General features: G+C 59.7%; 19 protein-coding genes. 12 read left to right on the top strand and 7 right to left on the bottom strand.

Going from position 1 to position 18,412, the window contains the following annotated elements; translation table 11 throughout:
• The first annotated feature begins 32 nt into the window (after positions 1 to 32).
• From pelA to kdsA, 4 genes are all read left to right on the top strand, one after another.
• Positions 33 to 1,376 carry a pectate lyase gene (pelA, locus tag HB393_RS03865; RefSeq protein ID WP_213803836.1) on the top strand — a complete coding sequence of 448 codons (1,344 nt, stop codon included), beginning with the start codon at positions 33 to 35 and terminating at the stop codon, positions 1,374 to 1,376.
• A 117-nt stretch (positions 1,377 to 1,493) separates the two neighbouring features.
• Positions 1,494 to 4,520, top strand: a complete 3,027-nt coding sequence (fdhF, locus tag HB393_RS03860; protein WP_213803835.1) for a formate dehydrogenase subunit alpha — start codon at positions 1,494 to 1,496, stop codon at positions 4,518 to 4,520.
• Between the two features lie 28 nt (positions 4,521 to 4,548).
• Positions 4,549 to 5,007 carry a DUF1641 domain-containing protein gene (locus HB393_RS03855; protein ID WP_213803834.1) on the top strand — a complete coding sequence of 153 codons (459 nt, stop codon included), beginning with the start codon at positions 4,549 to 4,551 and terminating at the stop codon, positions 5,005 to 5,007.
• A gap of 675 nt (positions 5,008 to 5,682) precedes the next feature.
• On the top strand, positions 5,683 to 6,501 hold the full coding sequence (gene kdsA / locus HB393_RS03850) for a 3-deoxy-8-phosphooctulonate synthase (RefSeq protein WP_345945015.1): 819 nt from the start codon (positions 5,683 to 5,685) through the stop codon (positions 6,499 to 6,501).
• Between the two features lie 294 nt (positions 6,502 to 6,795).
• Here kdsA and HB393_RS03845 read toward each other — a convergent pair whose 3' ends face one another.
• Positions 6,796 to 7,722, bottom strand: coding sequence for an OmpA family protein (locus tag HB393_RS03845; RefSeq protein ID WP_213803833.1), 927 nt, complete (start codon positions 7,720 to 7,722; stop codon positions 6,796 to 6,798).
• A 390-nt stretch (positions 7,723 to 8,112) separates the two neighbouring features.
• Positions 8,113 to 8,673 (bottom strand): DUF2393 family protein, encoded by a 561-nt coding sequence (locus HB393_RS03840; RefSeq protein WP_213803832.1) that lies wholly within the window; start codon positions 8,671 to 8,673, stop codon positions 8,113 to 8,115.
• Positions 8,674 to 8,932: 259 nt separating this feature from the next.
• Here HB393_RS03840 and HB393_RS03835 point away from each other — a divergent pair, with 259 nt between their 5' ends.
• Positions 8,933 to 9,151 carry a hypothetical protein gene (locus HB393_RS03835; RefSeq protein ID WP_213803831.1) on the top strand — a complete coding sequence of 73 codons (219 nt, stop codon included), beginning with the start codon at positions 8,933 to 8,935 and terminating at the stop codon, positions 9,149 to 9,151.
• A gap of 43 nt (positions 9,152 to 9,194) precedes the next feature.
• Here HB393_RS03835 and HB393_RS03830 read toward each other — a convergent pair whose 3' ends face one another.
• Positions 9,195 to 9,968, bottom strand: a complete 774-nt coding sequence (locus HB393_RS03830) for an ATP-binding protein (protein ID WP_213803830.1) — start codon at positions 9,966 to 9,968, stop codon at positions 9,195 to 9,197.
• A gap of 256 nt (positions 9,969 to 10,224) precedes the next feature.
• On the opposite strand from HB393_RS03830, the gene rpmE reads away from it, so the two are divergent.
• The 4 genes from rpmE to dusB all read left to right on the top strand — a co-directional run bounded on the left by rpmE (position 10,225) and on the right by dusB (position 12,761).
• Entirely contained in the window at positions 10,225 to 10,470 is a 246-nt protein-coding gene (gene rpmE, locus HB393_RS03825) for a 50S ribosomal protein L31 (protein WP_213803829.1), read from the top strand.
• A gap of 78 nt (positions 10,471 to 10,548) precedes the next feature.
• On the top strand, positions 10,549 to 10,971 hold the full coding sequence (locus HB393_RS03820) for a hypothetical protein (protein WP_213803828.1): 423 nt from the start codon (positions 10,549 to 10,551) through the stop codon (positions 10,969 to 10,971).
• On the top strand, positions 10,961 to 11,500 hold the full coding sequence (locus HB393_RS03815; RefSeq protein WP_213803827.1) for a hypothetical protein: 540 nt from the start codon (positions 10,961 to 10,963) through the stop codon (positions 11,498 to 11,500). The genes HB393_RS03820 and HB393_RS03815 overlap by 11 nt, the downstream gene beginning before the upstream one ends.
• A gap of 10 nt (positions 11,501 to 11,510) precedes the next feature.
• Positions 11,511 to 12,761 (top strand): tRNA dihydrouridine synthase DusB, encoded by a 1,251-nt coding sequence (dusB, locus tag HB393_RS03810; RefSeq protein ID WP_213803826.1) that lies wholly within the window; start codon positions 11,511 to 11,513, stop codon positions 12,759 to 12,761.
• A gap of 7 nt (positions 12,762 to 12,768) precedes the next feature.
• Here dusB and HB393_RS03805 read toward each other — a convergent pair whose 3' ends face one another.
• The 4 genes from HB393_RS03805 to HB393_RS03790 are packed head-to-tail and all read right to left on the bottom strand — an operon-like array spanning position 12,769 to position 15,562.
• On the bottom strand, positions 12,769 to 13,086 hold the full coding sequence (locus HB393_RS03805; protein ID WP_213803825.1) for a BrnA antitoxin family protein: 318 nt from the start codon (positions 13,084 to 13,086) through the stop codon (positions 12,769 to 12,771).
• A complete protein-coding gene (locus HB393_RS03800; protein WP_213803824.1) occupies positions 13,076 to 13,357 on the bottom strand; it encodes a BrnT family toxin in 282 nt (93 codons plus the stop codon). The genes HB393_RS03805 and HB393_RS03800 overlap by 11 nt, the downstream gene beginning before the upstream one ends.
• Positions 13,358 to 13,388: 31 nt before the next feature.
• Complete coding sequence (locus HB393_RS03795; RefSeq protein WP_213803823.1) at positions 13,389 to 15,011, bottom strand: hypothetical protein; 1,623 nt, start codon at positions 15,009 to 15,011, stop codon at positions 13,389 to 13,391.
• 11 nt (positions 15,012 to 15,022) lie between these two features.
• Positions 15,023 to 15,562 (bottom strand): YfiT family bacillithiol transferase, encoded by a 540-nt coding sequence (locus HB393_RS03790; RefSeq protein WP_213803822.1) that lies wholly within the window; start codon positions 15,560 to 15,562, stop codon positions 15,023 to 15,025.
• A 102-nt stretch (positions 15,563 to 15,664) separates the two neighbouring features.
• Here HB393_RS03790 and HB393_RS03785 point away from each other — a divergent pair, with 102 nt between their 5' ends.
• The 3 genes from HB393_RS03785 to HB393_RS03775 all read left to right on the top strand — a co-directional run bounded on the left by HB393_RS03785 (position 15,665) and on the right by HB393_RS03775 (position 18,348).
• Positions 15,665 to 16,531, top strand: a complete 867-nt coding sequence (locus HB393_RS03785) for a glycoside hydrolase domain-containing protein (RefSeq protein ID WP_213803821.1) — start codon at positions 15,665 to 15,667, stop codon at positions 16,529 to 16,531.
• A 63-nt stretch (positions 16,532 to 16,594) separates the two neighbouring features.
• A complete protein-coding gene (gene tldD / locus HB393_RS03780; protein WP_213803820.1) occupies positions 16,595 to 18,040 on the top strand; it encodes a metalloprotease TldD in 1,446 nt (481 codons plus the stop codon).
• A complete protein-coding gene (locus tag HB393_RS03775) occupies positions 18,040 to 18,348 on the top strand; it encodes a hypothetical protein (RefSeq protein WP_213803819.1) in 309 nt (102 codons plus the stop codon). The genes tldD and HB393_RS03775 overlap by 1 nt, the downstream gene beginning before the upstream one ends.
• Positions 18,349 to 18,412 lie beyond the last annotated feature (64 nt).

Genomic DNA, 18,412 nt, shown 5'->3' with positions numbered 1-18,412 from the left:
ATCCTTCCGCGTACTGAGGAGTTGAGATCTTCGTGGTCAAACTATTTTGTTGCATTGTGACTCTTTGTCTCGCGCAAGGAGTGTCGGCTGGCGCGGCGGCCATTGGAAAGAGCGAACCGGCGCAGGCTATCTCGCGGGAGCGTATCGCTTCCCTCCCGGCAGCGGAGCGGACAGCGTGGACGGCGTACCTGGACCGGTCGGAGCGGCAGCGAGCCACGGACCACGCAACGCTGGCAGCGGAGCGCAAAGGAATGGCAGTTACTCCCGAGCTGCCCAAAGAGAGCTCTGCCGCACGCAGCATCCCTCTGACGCGAGAGGCGAGTTGGTACGGTTCGGCGGAGGCCCGGCACATCGCGGATGTGATCGTGAGCTTCCAGACGCCAGCCGGAGGGTGGAGCAAAAATCTCGACATGAGCGGGCCGTTGCGAGTCCGCGGGCAGAGCTATGCACCGGATAACCTCTCCAAGCATCCTTCGCCGGAGGACTTCGATACGCCGAAAGATCCCGCGTGGAACTATGTGGGGACACTGGACAACGACTCGACGAACACCGAGCTGCGATTTCTGGCGAAGGTCTCAGATCGAACGCCAGGAGCTGCAGGAGAGGCCTACCGGGCCAGCTTCCTGAAGGGTCTGCGGTATCTGCTGGCAGCTCAGTTTCCGAACGGCGGATGGCCGCAGGTGTGGCCGTTGGAGGGTGGATACCACGATGCGATCACGTACAACGATAATGCCGTCACTGAATCCGCGAACGTCCTGAGCGACGTGGCGGACGGGAAAGGCGACTATCGCTTTGTTCCGATAGAGCTGAGAGCGCAGGCGGCGGTGAGCGCGAAGCGGGCGGTTGCCTGCATCCTGGCGACGCAGGTAAAGGTAGAGGATCGAAGAACGATCTGGGCGCAACAGCACGATGCGGTGACGCTGGCTCCTGTGGCGGGCCGAAACTATGAGCCTGCGTCCCTTGCGACCGGAGAGAGCGCGGATATCCTGATCTACTTGATGCAATTGCCGCATCCTTCCGCCGAGGTGCGAGAGGCGGTCGAGGATGGCGTGGCGTGGCTGCAACACGCGGCGATTCGCGAGCAGGAGTGGGTAGGCGGCAAGGGCACGGTAGAGGGAAGGCATCTGGCGGCTAAGCCCGGCGCAGGCCCGATCTGGGCTCGCTACTACAGCATGGTTACGGAGCGTCCGATCTTCGGCGACAGGGACAAGACCATCCACGATACGGTGAGCGATCTCTCGCCGGAGCGCAGGAACGGATATGCCTGGTACAGCAACGGCCCGCAACGAGCGTTAGACCGCTACGGCAAGTGGAACGATAGCCGGGAATCTTCCGCCAGCATCGGTCGTGCGTGGCCGACAAATTTGATCGAGTGATAATCGTGTTGGTGTAGAAGCTAAAGCAGCAGGATTTGCAGCTCCAGCCGTGGACTTGGGCGGACACAGGGTCGAAGAAAGGAATCCTCTGAGATGCGCTGGGCATCAGAGGAAGCTATGGCAGTGAAAAAATCCCTCCTCAATACGCCGCCCGATACCACCCCGAACACAGAGTTGAACGTAAACGGAATTCCAGTCCCTGCGCACATCGGGGAACTGCTGGTTGAGGCGTTGAATCGCCACAGCAAGGCCCACGCGATGAAGGAGGTTCCCCAAGTCTGTTATTTGCCGCAGATGGGACCCATCCAAAGCTGCGATACCTGCATGGTCCAGGTAAACGGGGCACTGGTGCGGGCTTGCGCGACTCCGGTAACAGCGGGAATGCAGGTGTTTACCGAGGGCGAAGCGGTGGACGTGGCGCAGCGCGAGGCGTTCGACCGCATCCTGCAGAATCATATGTTGTATTGCACCGTCTGCGACAACAACAACCAGAACTGCACAGTCCACAACACGACGGCACTGCTGGATGTGAAGCATCAATCCAGGCCATTTACGCCAAAGCCTTACGAGAAGGATATGTCGAATGCCTTCTACCGCTACGATCCGGGCCAATGCATCCTGTGTGGACGCTGCGTAGAGGCTTGCCAGAGCGTGCAGGTGAACGAGACCCTGACGATCAACTGGGAGAGCGCGCATCCCCGGGTACTTTGGGATGGCGGCGAGAAGATCGACGGTTCGAGCTGCGTCTCTTGCGGGCATTGCGTAACGGTCTGTCCTTGCAATGCGTTGATGGAGAAGTCCATGCTCGGCCACGCTGGATACCTGACGAACACGCCCGACAAGGTGTTGGACGACATGATCGATGTGGTCAAAGGGATTGAACCACCGATCGGATATGGTCCGATTCTGGCGCTCTCGGAGATTGAGTCCGAGATGCGCAAGTCCCGCGTAAAGCGGACCAAAACAGTCTGCACCTACTGCGCTGTCGGTTGCAGTTTTGAGGTCTGGACGCGCGATCGCCACATCCTGAAGATCGAACCGACGCATGGACCGGCGAACGGAATCTCTACCTGCATAAAGGGCAAGTTCGCCTGGGGACACATCAACTCCGACGACCGCTTGACGGTGCCGTTGCTGCGCAATGGAGATGTCTTCCGCGAAGCGACCTGGGAAGAGGCGCTCGATGTGATCGAGAACAAGTTCAGAGAGATCCTCAAGGAACATGGACCCGACGCGCTGGCATTCATTGCCTCTTCCAAGTGCACCAATGAAGAGAGCTTCCTGATGCAGAAGCTGGCGCGGGCGGTGATCGGCACCAACAACGTCGACAACTGCGCTCGCTACTGCCAGAACCCCGCGACGATGGGGCTGCAGCGAACCGTAGGCTACGGCGGCGACTCGGGATCGATCTCGGATATCGAGAAGGCTGGCCTGGTGCTTATCGTCGGCGCGAATCCTGCCGAGAACCATCCGGTGCTGGCCACGCGTGTGAAGCGGTCGCACAAGTTCCGTGGGCAGCGGCTGATCGTCGCCGATCTTCGCAAGCACGAGATGGCGGAGCGAGCAGACATCTTCATGCGTCCCAATCCCTCGACCGATTCCGTATGGATGTGCGCGGTGTCGAAGTACATTCTGGACAGCGGCTTGGCGAATATGGACTTCGTGAACCAGTGGGTCAACCACTTCGAGGAGTTCGAGAAGTCGCTGGAGCCTTACACGCTGGAGTACGCGGAGAAGGTCACAGGCATTCCGGCGGCTACGTTGACGACCGTTGCGCATGAGATCGCCGCCGCGGATGGCGTTTGCATCCTCTTCGCCATGGGAGTGACGCAGCACTGCGGTGGATCGGACACGGCGACCGCGCTCTCCAACCTGCTGCTGCTGACCGGCAACTACATGCGGCCCGGCGCGGGAGCGTATCCGCTGCGTGGACACAACAATGTGCAGGGCGCGAGCGACTTCGGCTCCATGCCGAACGTCTACTCGGGCTACCAGAAGGTGGATGACGACGAGGTTCGTGCCAAGTTCGAGGCCGACTGGGGAGTGACTCTGCCGACCAGCGTCGGCAAGGACAATCACCAGATGATCGATGCGATCCTGGAAGGATCGTTGAAGGCCCTTTACATCAAGGGCGAGGACACGATCACCTCGGACTCCAATGCGAACTTTGTAGCTACCGCGCTGCGCAAGGTCGACTTCCTCATCGTGCAGGACATCAACTTCTCGGAGACGGCGGCGTATGCCGACGTGGTCCTTCCTGCTGTTCCTTCGCTCGAGAAGGACGGAACCTTCACCAGCACCGAGCGGCGGATTCAGCGGCTCTATAAGGCGATTGAGCCGTTGGGCGAGGGCAAGGCCGACTGGGAGATCATCCAGCTTATCGCGAACCGGATGGGTGGAAACTGGAAGTACAGCCATCCGTCGGATGTGATGGACGAAGTAGCGCGGCTCACGCCGCTCTTCGCCGGAGTGAGCTACGACCGCCTGGAGGGCTTCAACAGCCAACAGTGGCCGGTGAATGCGGACGGCACGGACACGCCGCTGCTGTTCACCGATGGCTTCCCCTTCCCAGACAAGAAAGCGCGGTTCTTCCCTGTCTCGTACATTCCTGCTTCGGAAGAGGCGAGCGAGATATACGACCTGCACCTCAACAACGGCCGTTTGCTGGAGCACTTCGAGCAAGGCAGCATGACCTATCGCACACCGGGGATCAAGGCGATGACGCCGACGACCTTTGTAGAGGTCTCGCCGGAGCTGGCTGCAGAGCGAGGCATCACCTCGGGACGGCATGTGCAGATCACCTCGCCTTACGGCAGGCTGCGAGTCCAGGTGGTGGTCTCGGACCGCGTGAAGGGCAAGCAGCTCTACATGCCACTGAACTCTATCGAGGAGCCGGTGAACCGCCTAACCAGCAGCCATACGGATCGCTTTACGCATACGCCTGCCTTCAAGGAGACTGCGGTGAGTCTGACTTTGCTTCCGGAGCAAGGGAAGAATCCGATTCCACGAAACAACTTCCGCAACGGCACACGCACTCCGCAGACAGGTGTCGAGGTGGAGCGGAAGTGGGCGCGGGCTGACTACCACGTTCCTGGCTCGCAAGCCTCTGACAAGCTGGTGCAGATTACTTCGATCACGGTTTAGAGCTTCACCAAAACGAAAGAGAACCTATATGGCGAATCCGATTGTCTTCAAACCGGCACCGATCGATCCGAAGAAGGAGCTGCAGAAGCGCGTCGATGCCGCTCCGGTAGAGCATGCCGAGGCGTTGCTGGTGGCGTGGGACGTGTTGCAGTCGGCCCACGACAAAGGCTTGCTGGATGCGCTCCAGGGGATGATCGACTCCAAGGACGCGATCACCGGGAAGCTGGCAGAGTATGCCAAGCTTCCGGAGGGCATCGCCGCCATCCGCAACCTGCTGGAGGCGGCGAAGATGATCACGCTGCTCGATCCAGAGGTGCTGGAGCGGCTTACTCACTCCATGGCCGAGGCCGCGCGTACCCATGAGGAGGAGAGGACTCCGCCGAGCATGTGGCAGCTCTTCAAGCGGGCCACGAGCGAGGATGGCCGGCGTGGGTTTTCGCTGATGACCTTGATCCTGGGTAGCCTGGGGCGGTCTTTGAAGCGGTAGTTGGTGGCACCCTCCCCCTGGGGGTATTTGGCTATAACTCGTTTGAAATCATTCGGTTACGGCACGAAACCTACGCTAAGCCGCTGATTCTATGGGGCTTGTGCCCAAATTCGTGACTAGCTTTGAGTTACCGTCTCTTTTCCTCCTTGATGGTTCATGTTTAAGTGAAAAGGGCTGCAGCGGCGTTGCCGTGCAGCCCTTTTGTTTCTGTTGCTTCTATTTTATGAGGTTGGACATAACTAAAGTGCCACTTTTCGGAAAGTTTTATCTTGTTTGTTTCTATACTGTTAAGTTGAAGATTGCGGACTCTGGGGCTTGACATGGTTTAGTGGGGAGACGGTTGAACCCAGGCTTCTGAGGGTTGTGTTTCCCAACCATCGGACGATCAGGCGTCCTCAGGATGTGGCACCGTTTGGGACAGAAAGAAGGCGGTGGGTGAGTTCTACTTCCCACCCTTCGCTAGAGACAAAGGCGCGAAGGATGGGGCACCCGGGCTTTTATGGCTGGATGGAGGGGAGGTTGTTCTCCGTTCCCTAGGTGGTGGTTGGGAAAGGAAGGCGGTCGGGCTTGCGCCCGATACCCACCCTATTTGCGGTGAGACTGCAAAAAGGATGGGGCACCCGCTTTTGTGGCGCTTCGTTTTAGTGTTGGTGGTTTGCGTGGTCAAATGGAGGGGTGACTTCTTCGTTTGGATTCGATATTAGTGGCGTCGCCGTGGGACGGGGCAGGTTGTTTCTGATTGGTGGGCCTTGTGTGATCGAGAGTGAGGCGCATGCGCGGAAGATGGCGGATGCGATTCAGCGGATCACCAGCGATCTTGGGGTTCCCTACATCTTCAAGGCGAGTTACGACAAGGCGAACCGGACCTCGATCAAGAGCTTTCGCGGGCCGGGGCTGGTGGAGGGCTGCCGGATTCTGCGGGCCATCGGAGAAAGCAACGGGTTGCCGGTGCTGACCGATGTGCATACGGCGGTGGACTGTCCGATAGTGGCTGAGGCGGTGGATGTGTTGCAGATTCCGGCGTTTCTCTGCCGCCAGACGGATCTGTTGATCGCCGCCGCGGAGACCGGGCGGGCAATCAATGTGAAGAAGGGGCAGTTCGTCTCACCGTGGGATATGAAGCATGCGGTGGAGAAGATTCGTGAGAGCGGGAATGAGCGGGTGTCGTTGTGTGAGCGGGGCGCGAGCTTTGGGTATAACAACCTGGTGGTGGATATGCGGGCGCTACCAATCATGCGTGGGTTTGCGCCGGTGGTCTTCGATGGGACGCACTCCGTGCAGACGCCCAGCGCGGGCAATGGAGTGAGTGGAGGGCAGCCGGAGTTTATCCCGGTATTGACGCGGGCCGCCGTGGCTGCTGGGGTGGATGGGGTGTTTCTGGAGGTGCATGACAATCCGGCGGAGGCGAAGTCGGATGGGGCGAATGCTCTGCATCTGGACCGGCTGAAGGGTGTCCTGGAGCAGTTGCTGGCTGTGCATGCTGCTGTGCAGTAGATGTGGCGGGCGACCGCGGATTCGCGGCTTGGACGGATTTAAGGCGTAACGGTGATTACTGGGATAAGTGCTGGATAAGAGCGGATGGATTTTGGCCTGTTGTGGGTGTGGCGTGCTCTGTTCAGTTTTTTTACTCTGTTGTGTTAAAAAAAACGGCCCCTCTTTTGGAGGGGCCAATCTGCCTTGGTTCTCTCTGGTTAGGAGAGGGTTTTGCGGGTGCGATCTAGAGTCGCGATCCCGGCAAACTTTCGGGCGGCATGACGTAATGAGTCAGTGATGCCGCCCTGGGGAGGGCTATTGATTAGCCGGTGGTGCGCTCACTCCGGTCGTCGCGGAGGAGGTTGCTGGCATCGAGGATGGGTTGTTGCTGGCGGTGGTGGTGCCCATCGTTGCCAAGCTGTTGTGGAGCAGCGTCACGCGAACGCCGTTCACGATGACCTTCTCGCCGTCCGTCGCCTTGGCGGTGTTCTTGCCGAGACCGGTGCGGTAGATGCGGTAGACAGGAACCTGATGCTCGGTGACAAGGTATCGGACGACGGAGTCGGCCATGGCCTGCGAGGTCTGAACACCAGCGCGGCTGTAACCCTGCACTTCGATGATGTAACCCTTCTCGCCTGCGAGCTTGTCGGCCACCGAGTCAAGATCGGCCTTGGCCGTCTTGCCAAGGGTTGTGCGGCCGGATGCGAAGGGCACGGACTCAGAGACGACAGGCTGGTACTGGTCGAGGTTCGCTACGGTTCCGTTCAAGGCTGTGGTGCGGTCGCTGGCGTTGCCGGCGAGCTGGTTGGCGGCGCTTGCACGGGTTGCTGCATCCTGCGCGTGCTGATCGGCGGTGTTGGCCGCTTCCATGGCGTTCTTAATGCCGGCCTGGGCGCGTCCGTCTACATCGCGGATATCATTTGCATTCTTGGCTTGGAGCTGGTCGAGTTCGTTGGCGCGATCCTTGAGCGGAGCGGTCTGGCGATTGACCCACTTTTTACGGGCTAAGGGGTTCAGACGGCCCCAAAAGCCTTCCTTAGACTGCATCTCCAAGGGCTTGCCGGTGGCGTAGGTGGCCTTGTCGTCCGGGTTCATCGTGCTGCTGGAAGCAGCGGCGGGGTCGGCCTGAGAAGATTGGCTCGCAGGAGCCGACGTCTGTGCAAGGGCGGATACGCCCATGGCGCTACCTAAAACGAAGACCGAGAGACCAAGCGCATTTCGTGATTTTGTGATGTTTGTCATAGTTGCTTCACTCCTCAAACTGTTGCGATCGGTATTGCTCTGTTCGTGTTCCATAGCTGCTGCTGGTTACGGATTTTGTTATAGCAACTGGCGCGCCAAACTTTTGGAAATACACAAGAGTTCTAGATTGAATGAGTTATGGGGGATACGGAGATTTTTCAACAAGTGGTAAGAATGTCTGTTGCAGAACATTCTTCCGGATGACAGGTAGAAACTGCCGGTCGCTTCTGGTGGGAGCCACGGGGAGTTAGCGTTGATTTGGGATGGATTTGGGGTGGGTTTAGGACTGCTTAACACCGATTAAGGCGGATGGAACCGATTTGGTCTTGCTTTGCCGGATGGCTTGGGACCCATCTCTAAAGGTATTGGTGGACAGACCATCTACTGCTGCTACCGGGTTTGGACTCGCGTGACGTGGATCTCGGGCATCTGGTAGTTCCAGTTTCCGGGGATGGTCTCGAAGATGAGGCGGAACTCGCGGTCGTCGCCGGGTTTGAGCGGGGCGGCGGAGATGGGCTGGGTGTCGATGTAGGGCTCGTGGGTGCGGATGAGGGCGAGGGGAAGGGTCTCGACCTGGGGCGGCATCTGCTCCTCGTTGCGGAAGAGGACTTGGACGGTGGCGGCGGTGACGGTCTGGGAGCCGGTGTTGCGGACGTGGCCATCGATGTAGGTGTACTTGCCGCCGGAGATGTTGGCGGACTCGCTCATGGCGAGGCCGGAGAGCGGGAGAGTGGCGGCGTAGGGGTCGGCGGGCAGGATGGCGTTTGCCGCTCCGGAGGATTTGCTGCGACCCATATAGAGCAGGACTCCGACGACGACCAGAACGACGACTCCGGCGATGGCCCAGGCGGCCATGGGGATGCCGCCGCTCTCGGGCCGCTTGGGGGCGAAGAGAGCTGGGCCAGCGGAGGAGTTCTGGGTGGGGACGGTCCCTGTCTGTGGATCGCTCATAAGCGGAGATTTTATACCTTATTGCATCCGTGCCCAGTCGGCGGATATCTGATCAAGTAAATCGTCAGCAATAGAAAGCGATAGAAGCGGTCTTTATTTTTTCACGATGTATTTTCGGAATATCAGAATATTACGATCACTCCCTTGTTAATTGGTCATGACGACTTTAACGCTAACGCAAACAGCCACCGGTGCAGTACAGGATGCACCTTCTGTCCAAGAGCTGGTAACAGGAACCCTGCCCCAGGGGGGCGAACCGATGATTCATTTCTTCCGATTTAATAAAGCGGCTGCGAATGAGATTTATGCGGGGAGTAGTGGGAGTGCGGCCGAAGAACGACGTATAAGAGAGATCCGGGGCGCGAATAATAAAGGTCGCCGCGTGGGAGATGACGGCCGCCGGATCATGGTGGCTGAGGTGATGTATGGAATCGCTGCGGCGACGGCAGCGCTGTTTCTCTTGGTGACGACGCTTTAACCTCTACGTAGGACCAATTTTCGCGGTGTGGGACGGGCCGGCTTCAGGCGAAGCTGGCCCTTTTTACTTTCTGGCGGAAGTCTTCGCCTTGCATCTCGACTACGACGCACATCTCCTGGAGGCGTGAGCGCATGCGTTCGCCGATGCGGTCTCCGAGGGTCTCTTCACGCATGGCGGAGCGGGCGGCGTTTCCGTTGCTTCCGTTGGATTCCAGGCCCAGGGGGGCGAGGTTGGCGTAGTTGGTGGTGATGATGGTGGTGCGGCGGTCGTTGTAACGGGTGTTGAGGATGTGGGCGACGGTGTCCCAGACCCAGTCGGTGGGCTTGGAGGCTCCGAGCTCGTCGAGCACGAGGACTTCGGCGTCGAAGACGGGTTTTAGGATCTCGAGCTCGGTGGCGGAGACCTGATGGTTGTAGCTGTTCTGGACCTGCTTGAGGAGATCGCGGTAGTCGTAGAAGAGGCCGATGGCGCCGCGCTCGGCGACGAGGGTCTGGAGGATTCCGACGGCGAGGTGGGTCTTGCCGACTCCGATGGAGCCTGTGATGAGTAGACCGGTGCCGGCGGTCTCCAGGGGGTAGCTTTCGACGAACTTGCGGGCACGGAGGAGGGCGGCGGGAAGGCTGCGGTGGGAGGAGGGGAAGTGGGTGTCGTAGTTGTCGAGGGAGCAGTGCTCGTAGCGACGGGGGATGTGGGCCTGGGCGACGCGACGGTCGGCCCGGCGCTGGATGCGGCAGGAGCAGGGCTCAGCGTACTGACGGCCGTCCTTCTGGACGATATGGAGGCCGGAGTCGTTGCAGATGGGGCAGATGTCGGGCACAGACTCAAGTATCGCAGGATATGGGCGGCGTTGAGGGGGATGAATCGAAGCGGGTGGTGTGGGAATCCAATTGCTGTGTGTGGGAATACACGATAAACTGACCAAAGTGTCTGAATGCTCCTTGAACCGGAGCACGATGGGCGGCGCGACAGGCTATTCGATGTGACGTGAGTTTAACCGTTGCAAGCGATCCGCGAGCCGACGAGGGCACTAACGATTCGTCACCAGCCAACCGCTGGGACAAAAGGAAACTGAGATGCCAAAAGAAGGAATTCACCCGAAGTACGAGATGATTACCGTCAAATGCGCCTGCGGCTCGAGCTTTGAGACCCGCTCCACGCATAAGGGCGATATCAACCTGGAAATCTGCGCTGCCTGCCACCCGTTCTTTACCGGCAAGCAGAAGCTGATCGATACCGCAGGCCGCGTCGAGCGGTTCCGCCGCAAGTTTGCCAAGTCGGATGCCGGCAAGGCAGCTACCGCGGAGACGGTCGCGAAGTAAGCGGAGCGAGAAAAACCTCAAAAGGCCTCCGCATGGTGCGGGGGCCTTTTGTTTTGAAAGAGCTGGAAGAATGTACTCATGTCAGCCGTCAAAGTGCAGCACCACATCCGGCGAGCTATGGATTTTCTCGAAGGAATGAAATTATCAGCGCGTACCGATGAACCCTGTTGGAACTCTTCGGCACTTCTTGCCATCCATTCGGCTCTTTCTTATAGCGATGCACTTCGCGTAGGCCTGGGTGACGAAAGGCTGTCGGCTGACAACCATCAAAAAGCAGCGGATGCGCTCCAAAAACTATTGCCTTCTAACAAGTTGGACGATCAGACGGGTCTAGGGCACTTTCGATACATGCTTTCAAAGAAGCATCTTGTGGCATACGGTGATCGGCGACTCGAACATACGGATTATGAAACACTCTTCACGAAAGCGGAGCGGTTCGCGAAGTGGGCCGATAAAATTGGGGTGTTACTCAACATAGAGGGCTGGCAAGATGGCGATTAATGAAGAACAGCAGCTTGGACGTGCCAAGAATGCGGTTTTGTCTTTTTTGGAACAACGCCTCTCCGTTCCAAAAATCTACATTGATGCCGACTGGGACGGCCATCATATCGACGTGCTTGCCATCAATCGTGATGGCGTTGGCGATGTGCATGCAGTGTTGCTCTTCTTGCGCCCATATTTTCAGGATGGCCGACTTGATCTTCAACAGCAGGATGAGCAGGTAGGCGTTCTGCTCGACCGATTTTCATCCATTGCCGCGAACTACAAATACATTGCCGCAGTTGACCCTGAATACATCGCCACCTCCGACAACAGCCGCTGGATCGCACAATTTCGGGTAGATTCCTATCCTCTGCTCGAAAGACTCCGTTCCCCGGATGGCATTGGCAGAATCGGCCTCCTTCATGTCAGTGAAGAAGAACCTAGTGTGGAATATAGATTGAAGCCAGAACGCTTCCGCGCCAAGATCGCCAAACTTGCGGACGAATACGTTCACCAGCACGAAGCCGATTGGGAGATCCGCGCCTGACAAGGATTTTATGAAGAAGCGATACACCCTCGAACAGAAGCGCTGGGACGATCCGGCGGAGCACGCCATGCCGGCGCATGCGCGGGTGCCTGCGGAGTTCTCGATTGGGAAGGTGCGGATTGCGCCTGCGACGGTGCTCGCTCCCATGGCTGGGGTGACGGATACGGTGTTTCGGCGGTTTATCAAGAACGCCAGCCAGTTTTCCAGTGCCGGCACGGATGGTTTGGGTGTGGAGCAGGCTACTTCGAATCAGCAGTCGGGGTGCGGGCTGATTATGACGGAGTTTACTTCGGCGGATGGGCTCTCGCGGATGCGGGAGACGAAGCGGAAGCGGTATCTGACGTACTACGACGATGAGCATCCGATTTCGGCGCAGTTGTTTGGGTCGAATCCGGAGACGCTGGCGGACTCGGCGCGGATTGTGGAGGATGCAGGGTTCGACGTGGTGGATTTGAACCTGGGGTGTCCGGCGAAGCGGGTGGTGGCCTGCAATGGTGGGTCGGGGCTGCTGCGGGATCTTCCTCTGATCGAGACGATCTTCAAGGCGGTGCGGGCTTCGGTTTCGATTCCCTTCACCGTCAAGTTTCGGATGGGCTGGAATGACGCGCATATCGTCTGTGTGGAGTTGGCCAAGCTGGCGGAGGACTGCGGTTTGAACGCCGTGGCGCTGCATGCGCGGACGCGCGAGGACGGTTACACCGGGCAGGCGCGGTGGGAGTACATCGCGGCAGTGAAGGATGCGGTGCGGATTCCGGTGATCGGGAATGGGGATGTGCGGACTCCCGAGGACGCTGCGGCGATGGTGGATGCGACGGGCTGCGATGCGGTGATGATTGGGCGGGCGGCTCCGAGCAATCCCTGGATCTTCCGGCAGATTGCGCAGTACACGGCTTCGAAGGAGGCTACGGGTATTGGCTCGTATGACCAACCTACGGATCAGGACCGATACCGGATGATTCGGACGTACTTCCAGATGCTGGTGGATGAGATCGCGCTCGAAGAGGCGGCTGAATCGGCGCGGGCTGCCGCGTTGACGGCTGCCGGGCAGTTGGCCCGGGAGAGCCGGAACCGCGATTGTGTAGGGAAGATGAAGCAGTTCGCGAGCTGGTTCACGCATGGCGTGCCGGGTGGCTCTACGCTGCGGAAACAGATCTTCGAGTCGAAGAATGGTGGAGCGGTGCTGGACGCGGTGGAGGGGTTCTTTGCGCAGCGGCAGGACGAGCTTTTGTTGACGCAGGAGCTGCAAGAGGCTGTCCTCTAACTGAGGCCTATTGCTTCCCTGCTGCGGCTTCTTCGCGACCTAGAGCTTCGTGGATCAGCATCTTGAGGTAGGTCTGATAGCGGAGACCTTTGCGCTCAGCCTGGGTTCTTGCAAGGTTCAGGTCGCCTTCGTCGAGGCGGATGGTGGTGCTTTTAGCAGCTTGCTTCTCCGTTGCTCTCCTTACGGCGGTGCCATGTCCGAGACGGCCTTCCGCCTTGGCTCGTCTTAGCTCCTGCAAGATGAAGTCAGGATTGTTGTCCCACCATTCAGCCTCTTCGCGCTCGCTGCTGAAGTGGGGTGGCGCTTTGATTTCGTCAGTTGCCATCGAATTCTTTCCTCTCTTCCCAATAGAACTTCTGCAGTGCCGTCGGGGCGTTATAGGCTCTAACCACTCGCAGCAGGTCCCCTCGCCACGTAGTTACGACTACTAGAACCCGCAATCCTGAAGTAGCGCCAATCTGCAGAAACCGTTCTTCTCCTTCCTGGTATTGGCGCGTGACGTCCACCGGAAAGATGGAGAGTGCTTGCTCTGCTTCTTCCGGAGTTACATTGTGTCTTCCAATGTGACTGATATTGTTGGCATCCCAATCAAACACTTCATCTCCCTTTATTGTATGTACAACGTATTTACTTTTTCAAGTCTGCGCTGCGCTTGCGCCAAACGACTTTGACTTGCTTGCGCCAGCGTTCGTCGAGGGCGAGGAGGGTCCAATCGACGTGAGGGGAGAGGTAGCGGAGGACGGTTTCAGTGGCGGGGTGGATGCGGAGGGCGGGGGCTACGAGGTAGAGACGCGGGGCCTCGGGGGAGAGGCGAAGTTGGGGGAAGTAGCCGTGACGTTGGAATTCGTTGAGGCCGAAGGCTGAGGTGTTGGCGGAGTCGCTGGTCTGGAGGTGGTGCCAGCGGACGCGGATCCAGTAGTCGAGGCCCTGGAGGGCGAGGTGGAGGTCGTCGTCGGCTTTGAGTTCGATGACGGCGAGGCGACCGTCGGAGGTGACGCCTAGGAGGTCGAGCATGCCTCTGTCGGCGGCGGCGAAGGCGGGGACCTGGGTGTAGACGTGGGTTGGATCGAGATGAGGGTCGAGTGGCTCTACGTTGCGGCGAAGGACGGACTCGAGCCAGCGCTCGGGCTGGAGGCGGTAGAGGGGGTCGCGCTTGTCTCCGGTGGCAGTGCGGCGGGCGAAGAGGCGGGCGGTAAGCTCGCGGAGTTCGGAGGTGTTCTCTTCCGTGAGGGGGGTCTCGTTGGCTCCTGCGCCGAAGCTGATCTCGTGGGCCTGATGGAAGGAGTTGCCGGAGTAGCCGGTGCGGATGCGGGCGAACTCCAGGCCGTGGAGGAGGAAGGCCAGTTCAGAGGCGGAGCGGATCTTCTGCTCTACCACCTCGTGCATGGCTGGTGGGATCAGAGCCATGACGCGGGCGGCGGCTCCGCTGAAGCGTTCGCGGGCGGCCTGCTGGTTGGGTGCGCGGAGGAGGCGGGTGGTGAGGTTGCCATGGTCGGCGGCCTCGCGTTGCTCTAGCTCTTCAGTGGTGGAGTTGAGCTCGTAGAGCTCCCATTGGGCGGCGGCGGGGTTGAGCCAGGCGAGGCGGGAGAGAGTCAGGGTGCCCATGCCGCGGGGAACGATGAGTTTGAGGCCCTGGTAGAGGCGCCGGCCGTCGCCGGACTCGCGGCAGTGGTGCAGCCAGAGGATACCGAGGGTGAGGATGCCGTCGATGGTGGAGGGAGACTCGTCCGGGTTGATCGCGATTACGGCCCAGGCCTTCTGGCCCTGGATCAGAGAGCCGCGAGCGTAGGCTGGGCCGAAGCTCTTCTCGAGATCCATGGCGGTGCGGAAGGCGTCAGGCTTCCAATCGCGGAAGTTGCGTTCCAGGACTCGCTGCAGGACGCGGAGGTAGCGGGTGCGAGGGGCTTCGCGAGTCGAGGGGGTTCGACGGTCCTTGTCGGGGGAGAGCTCCAGCGTCTGAGGCTTGGTCTGGCCGAAGCGCTGGCTGGCGAGGCGGAGGACGCCGTTCCGGAGGGTCGTAGAGGTAATGCGGCGGACGAGGTTGCGATCCTCGGACCAGAGATGCAAGGTGCAGCGACCGTGCTCGGTGGCGAGGGAGTATTTGGTGGAGCGCAGGTCGAAGAGAACCTTGCCGTCTTCGAGGAGGACAGAGGCAGGGTTCTCGGCCAGGAAGGACTCGAGGGTGAGGGCGATCTGACTGGGAGTCTGTTCAGGATCCGCGGAGGCTGCTCGGGGCGGAGTAGATTTCATGTTTGGGTTTGTTACCAGCCTTTGCGTGCTCGCAGATGGTTAATATGAGCGACGTGGTGACGGCTGTGCCAGTCGTAGTAAAGCGTAGCGACCTCAATGGTCTGCGGCCCGTACTCGGGATGATGGAAGCCACGCTGCCACTGAACTTCGTCCAGGGACTGCAGCATCATGACCCAGCGGGCGTGCAGGCTCTCGACGAGTTCGAGGGACCACTCGACGGGAGCGTTGACGTCCTGAAGGACGGCCCACGCGGCCTCGTTGTAGGGCTTGATGGTCGGCCAGTCTTCCGTGAGGGCAAGGCGAACGCGGATGAAGGCGTTCATGTGGCTATCCGCCACATGGTGAACGACCTGACGGAGCATCCACCCACCTTCGCGATAGGGGGCGCTTAGTTGTTCGTAGTCCAGGCCCTGGACGGCGTTACGGAGTTCGCCGGGCAGATCGGCGAGGGTGGCGATGGCGCCCAGAAGAAATTCCTTCGAGATGGTCTCGGGCGGCGCGAATGCACCTATCGGGTAGCAGGGGTCGAGATCGAGATCGAGGTCGGACATAGCAGGGGTAGACGCAACGCACTTTCCTTTAGACTCTGATCAGCAAGGTAGCACAGCTTTATTCACAATTCTTCGTTTTTGATTCCGGAACTTGAGGTGGGAATGCGACTTTCGACGGCCGCGATGGCATTGATAGTCTTTGGCTTATCGGTCTCTTCTCCCTTCGCACGAGCACAGAAGAGTGCAACGCCGAGCCTGGCTGCTGTGCAGAATTTGGGGTTCGACCGCAATGACTACCCTGGCGACGCCGCGCTGCCTGCGCTGAGGAGGCACTTCGCCTTTGCGGGATATTGGCTGACCAATCCTCCTGGGGAGCAGAGCAATAGCTGGCTAGGCAAGCGCGACGTGTTGTTGAAGCAGGGCTTCGGCTTTTTGGTGCTGGCGAACGGCAAAGAAGATGCCGAGATTTTGAAGGCGATGAAGGCGGGGCGAGGATCGGCTACGGCGATTGGCCAGCGCGACGCCGCCGACGCGGTGAGCGCGGCCCAGAGGGAGCACTTCCCTGCCGGCACGGTCTTGTTTCTGGACCAGGAGGAGGGCGGACGGCTGCTACCGGAGCAGGCTGACTACCTGTTGGGGTGGACGGAGGGGGTCGCGCGCTCGGTCTATAAGCCGGGTGCCTATGTGAGCGGGCAGACGGTGAGCGAGGGGCACGGCCAGACGATCACCACGGCGCGGAACATCCAAGAGCAGGTGGCGAGCAAGCATCTGCACACGGTGACGTTGTGGGTGTATGACGATGCTTGTCCGCCTTCGAACGGGTGCACGCTGCAGCCTCCGGCGTTGGGCGCCAGCGCTACTCCTGAGGCGGCGGTATGGCAGTACGCGCAGTCGCCGCGGCGCAAAGAGAACACCGCTGCGTGTGCCAAGACCTATGCCGCAGATGGCAATTGCTACCTGCCGGAGCTGCCGGGGATGCATCTGGATCTGAGCGTGGCGAGTTCGCCGGACCCATCGCATGGCCGCTGAAATCGGGGCGCAGAAAGGCCGGTCATTTGCCGCGGCTCCCCGGAGGGCCTAGAATCATAACTGATGACAATACCCGCACCGGACCATAAACGCTATTTTATCGAGAAACTTGGTCTTTCGGAACGATTGATGGAGCGCTGCCTGGGGGAGGCGCTCTCCGCGGGTGGGGATTACGCAGACCTTTATTTTGAGTCAGTTACGTCTACCTCTTTAGGGATCGACGAGTCGCTGGTGAAGTCGGCGAGCCAGGGAATCAGCGTTGGCTGCGGGATTCGAGTGGTGTCCGGTGAACGCACGGGATACGCGTATACAGACGACCTTTCGAGCGACCGGCTGCTGCGGGCGGCTCGAACAGCTGCCTTGATCGCCAGCGGACCGGCGAAGGAGCTGATGAGCGGATTTCGCCATGCGGAGACACCAAAGTCGCTCTATCCGGTGGCTGGTGCGACGAACGATGCCGAGATCGCCGAGAAGCTGAAGCTGATCCAACGAGCGGACGCTGCGGCGCGGGCGTATGACACCCGGATCACCCAGGTGCGGGCTGGATTCAACGACGAGCTGCGCCGGATTCTGGTGGCTGCCTCGGATGGGACGTTTGCAAGCGATACGCAGCCGCTGGCTCGGCTGAATGTCTTTGTCATCGCGAAGGATGCCTTGAGCACGGCTCGCGGGACGAGCGGCGGAGGCGGACGCGTGACGCTGGACTTCTTCGAGGGCGACAAGAGTCCCGAGCACTTTGCGCGGGAGGCGGCGCGGACGGCGATCCTGCAATTGGGTGCTATCGATGCTCCTGCAGGCGAGATGCCTGTGGTGCTGGGTCCGGGCTGGCCTGGAGTCCTGCTGCATGAGGCGGTTGGGCATGGCCTGGAGGCGGATTTCAACCGTAAGGGGACCTCGGCGTTTGCAGGGATGATCGGGCAGCAGGTCGCGAGCAGCAAGGTAACGGTCGTGGACAACGGTCTGATGCCGAACCGGCGCGGCTCGATCAACATGGACGATGAGGGCAATCCGACGCAGGAGACGGTTCTGATCGAGAACGGAATCCTGAAGGGATACCTCTCGGACAAGCTCAGCTCTCGGCTGATGGGCACGCCGAATACGGGCAGCGGACGGCGGGAGAGCTATCACCACATTCCTATGCCTCGCATGACGAATACCTACATGCTGAACGGCGACGATATGCCGGAAGACATCATCAAGAGCGTGAAGCGCGGCTTGTATGCGGTGAACTTCGGCGGCGGTCAGGTGGATATTACGAACGGCAAGTTTGTGTTCTCGGCGAGCGAGGCTTACCTGATCGAAGACGGTAAGGTGACTCGTCCGGTGAAGGGCGCGACGTTGATCGGAAATGGACCGGAGGCGCTGAAGTATGTGTCAATGGTCGGCAACGATCTGGCGCTCGATGAAGGCATCGGAACCTGTGGCAAGGCCGGTCAGAGCGTGCCGGTAGGAGTCGGGATGCCGACGGTAAAGCTCGACCGCATGACGGTCGGGGGAACAGGACAATAATGGCCGTCGAACGCGAGAAGATCTACGAAGTAGAAGTGAAGCGTCGCCGGGTAAAGGAAGGCGGAGGGTATGAGCCGTTCTGGAAGGTGAAGAACGTCGCTACTGCGCTGAGCGATAGTGATACCGAGTTCCGCTGCAAGGACTGCGGAGGCCAGGTGAAGCTGCTGGGCCGCAACAGCAAGGCCGGAGCTCCACCCTATGTGGAGCACAAGCTGAACGCCGACTCCGAGTACTGCGCGGGTGGGATGCTGTTCAAGAAGGCCACCGATGGCCGTGAGCCGAAGGCCTCCGAGCATCCGGTCGAGTAGGACCCCTAAGTTTCGTACGTCCTGCAATGGGCTGGATGGATGCTGTCCGGCCGCGTTGCGAACC

This window comes from Granulicella sp. dw_53, from assembly GCF_018449545.1.
Classification (GTDB): Bacteria; Acidobacteriota; Terriglobia; order Terriglobales; family Acidobacteriaceae; genus Edaphobacter.
This window is presented reverse-complemented; position numbering and strand designations above follow the sequence as displayed.

Coding starts and splice junctions, on each gene's coding strand:
- fdhF (WP_213803835.1), top strand. CDS start 1,494: ATGGCAGTGAAAAAATCCCTCCTCAATACGCCGCCCGATACCACCCCG.
- HB393_RS03855 (WP_213803834.1), top strand. CDS start 4,549: ATGGCGAATCCGATTGTCTTCAAACCGGCACCGATCGATCCGAAGAAG.
- HB393_RS03845 (WP_213803833.1), bottom strand. CDS start 7,722: ATGACAAACATCACAAAATCACGAAATGCGCTTGGTCTCTCGGTCTTC.
- HB393_RS03840 (WP_213803832.1), bottom strand. CDS start 8,673: ATGAGCGATCCACAGACAGGGACCGTCCCCACCCAGAACTCCTCCGCT.
- HB393_RS03835 (WP_213803831.1), top strand. CDS start 8,933: ATGATTCATTTCTTCCGATTTAATAAAGCGGCTGCGAATGAGATTTAT.
- rpmE (WP_213803829.1), top strand. CDS start 10,225: ATGCCAAAAGAAGGAATTCACCCGAAGTACGAGATGATTACCGTCAAA.
- HB393_RS03820 (WP_213803828.1), top strand. CDS start 10,549: ATGTCAGCCGTCAAAGTGCAGCACCACATCCGGCGAGCTATGGATTTT.
- HB393_RS03815 (WP_213803827.1), top strand. CDS start 10,961: ATGGCGATTAATGAAGAACAGCAGCTTGGACGTGCCAAGAATGCGGTT.
- dusB (WP_213803826.1), top strand. CDS start 11,511: ATGAAGAAGCGATACACCCTCGAACAGAAGCGCTGGGACGATCCGGCG.
- HB393_RS03805 (WP_213803825.1), bottom strand. CDS start 13,086: ATGGCAACTGACGAAATCAAAGCGCCACCCCACTTCAGCAGCGAGCGC.
- HB393_RS03795 (WP_213803823.1), bottom strand. CDS start 15,011: ATGAAATCTACTCCGCCCCGAGCAGCCTCCGCGGATCCTGAACAGACT.
- HB393_RS03790 (WP_213803822.1), bottom strand. CDS start 15,562: ATGTCCGACCTCGATCTCGATCTCGACCCCTGCTACCCGATAGGTGCA.
- HB393_RS03785 (WP_213803821.1), top strand. CDS start 15,665: ATGCGACTTTCGACGGCCGCGATGGCATTGATAGTCTTTGGCTTATCG.
- tldD (WP_213803820.1), top strand. CDS start 16,595: ATGACAATACCCGCACCGGACCATAAACGCTATTTTATCGAGAAACTT.
- HB393_RS03775 (WP_213803819.1), top strand. CDS start 18,040: ATGGCCGTCGAACGCGAGAAGATCTACGAAGTAGAAGTGAAGCGTCGC.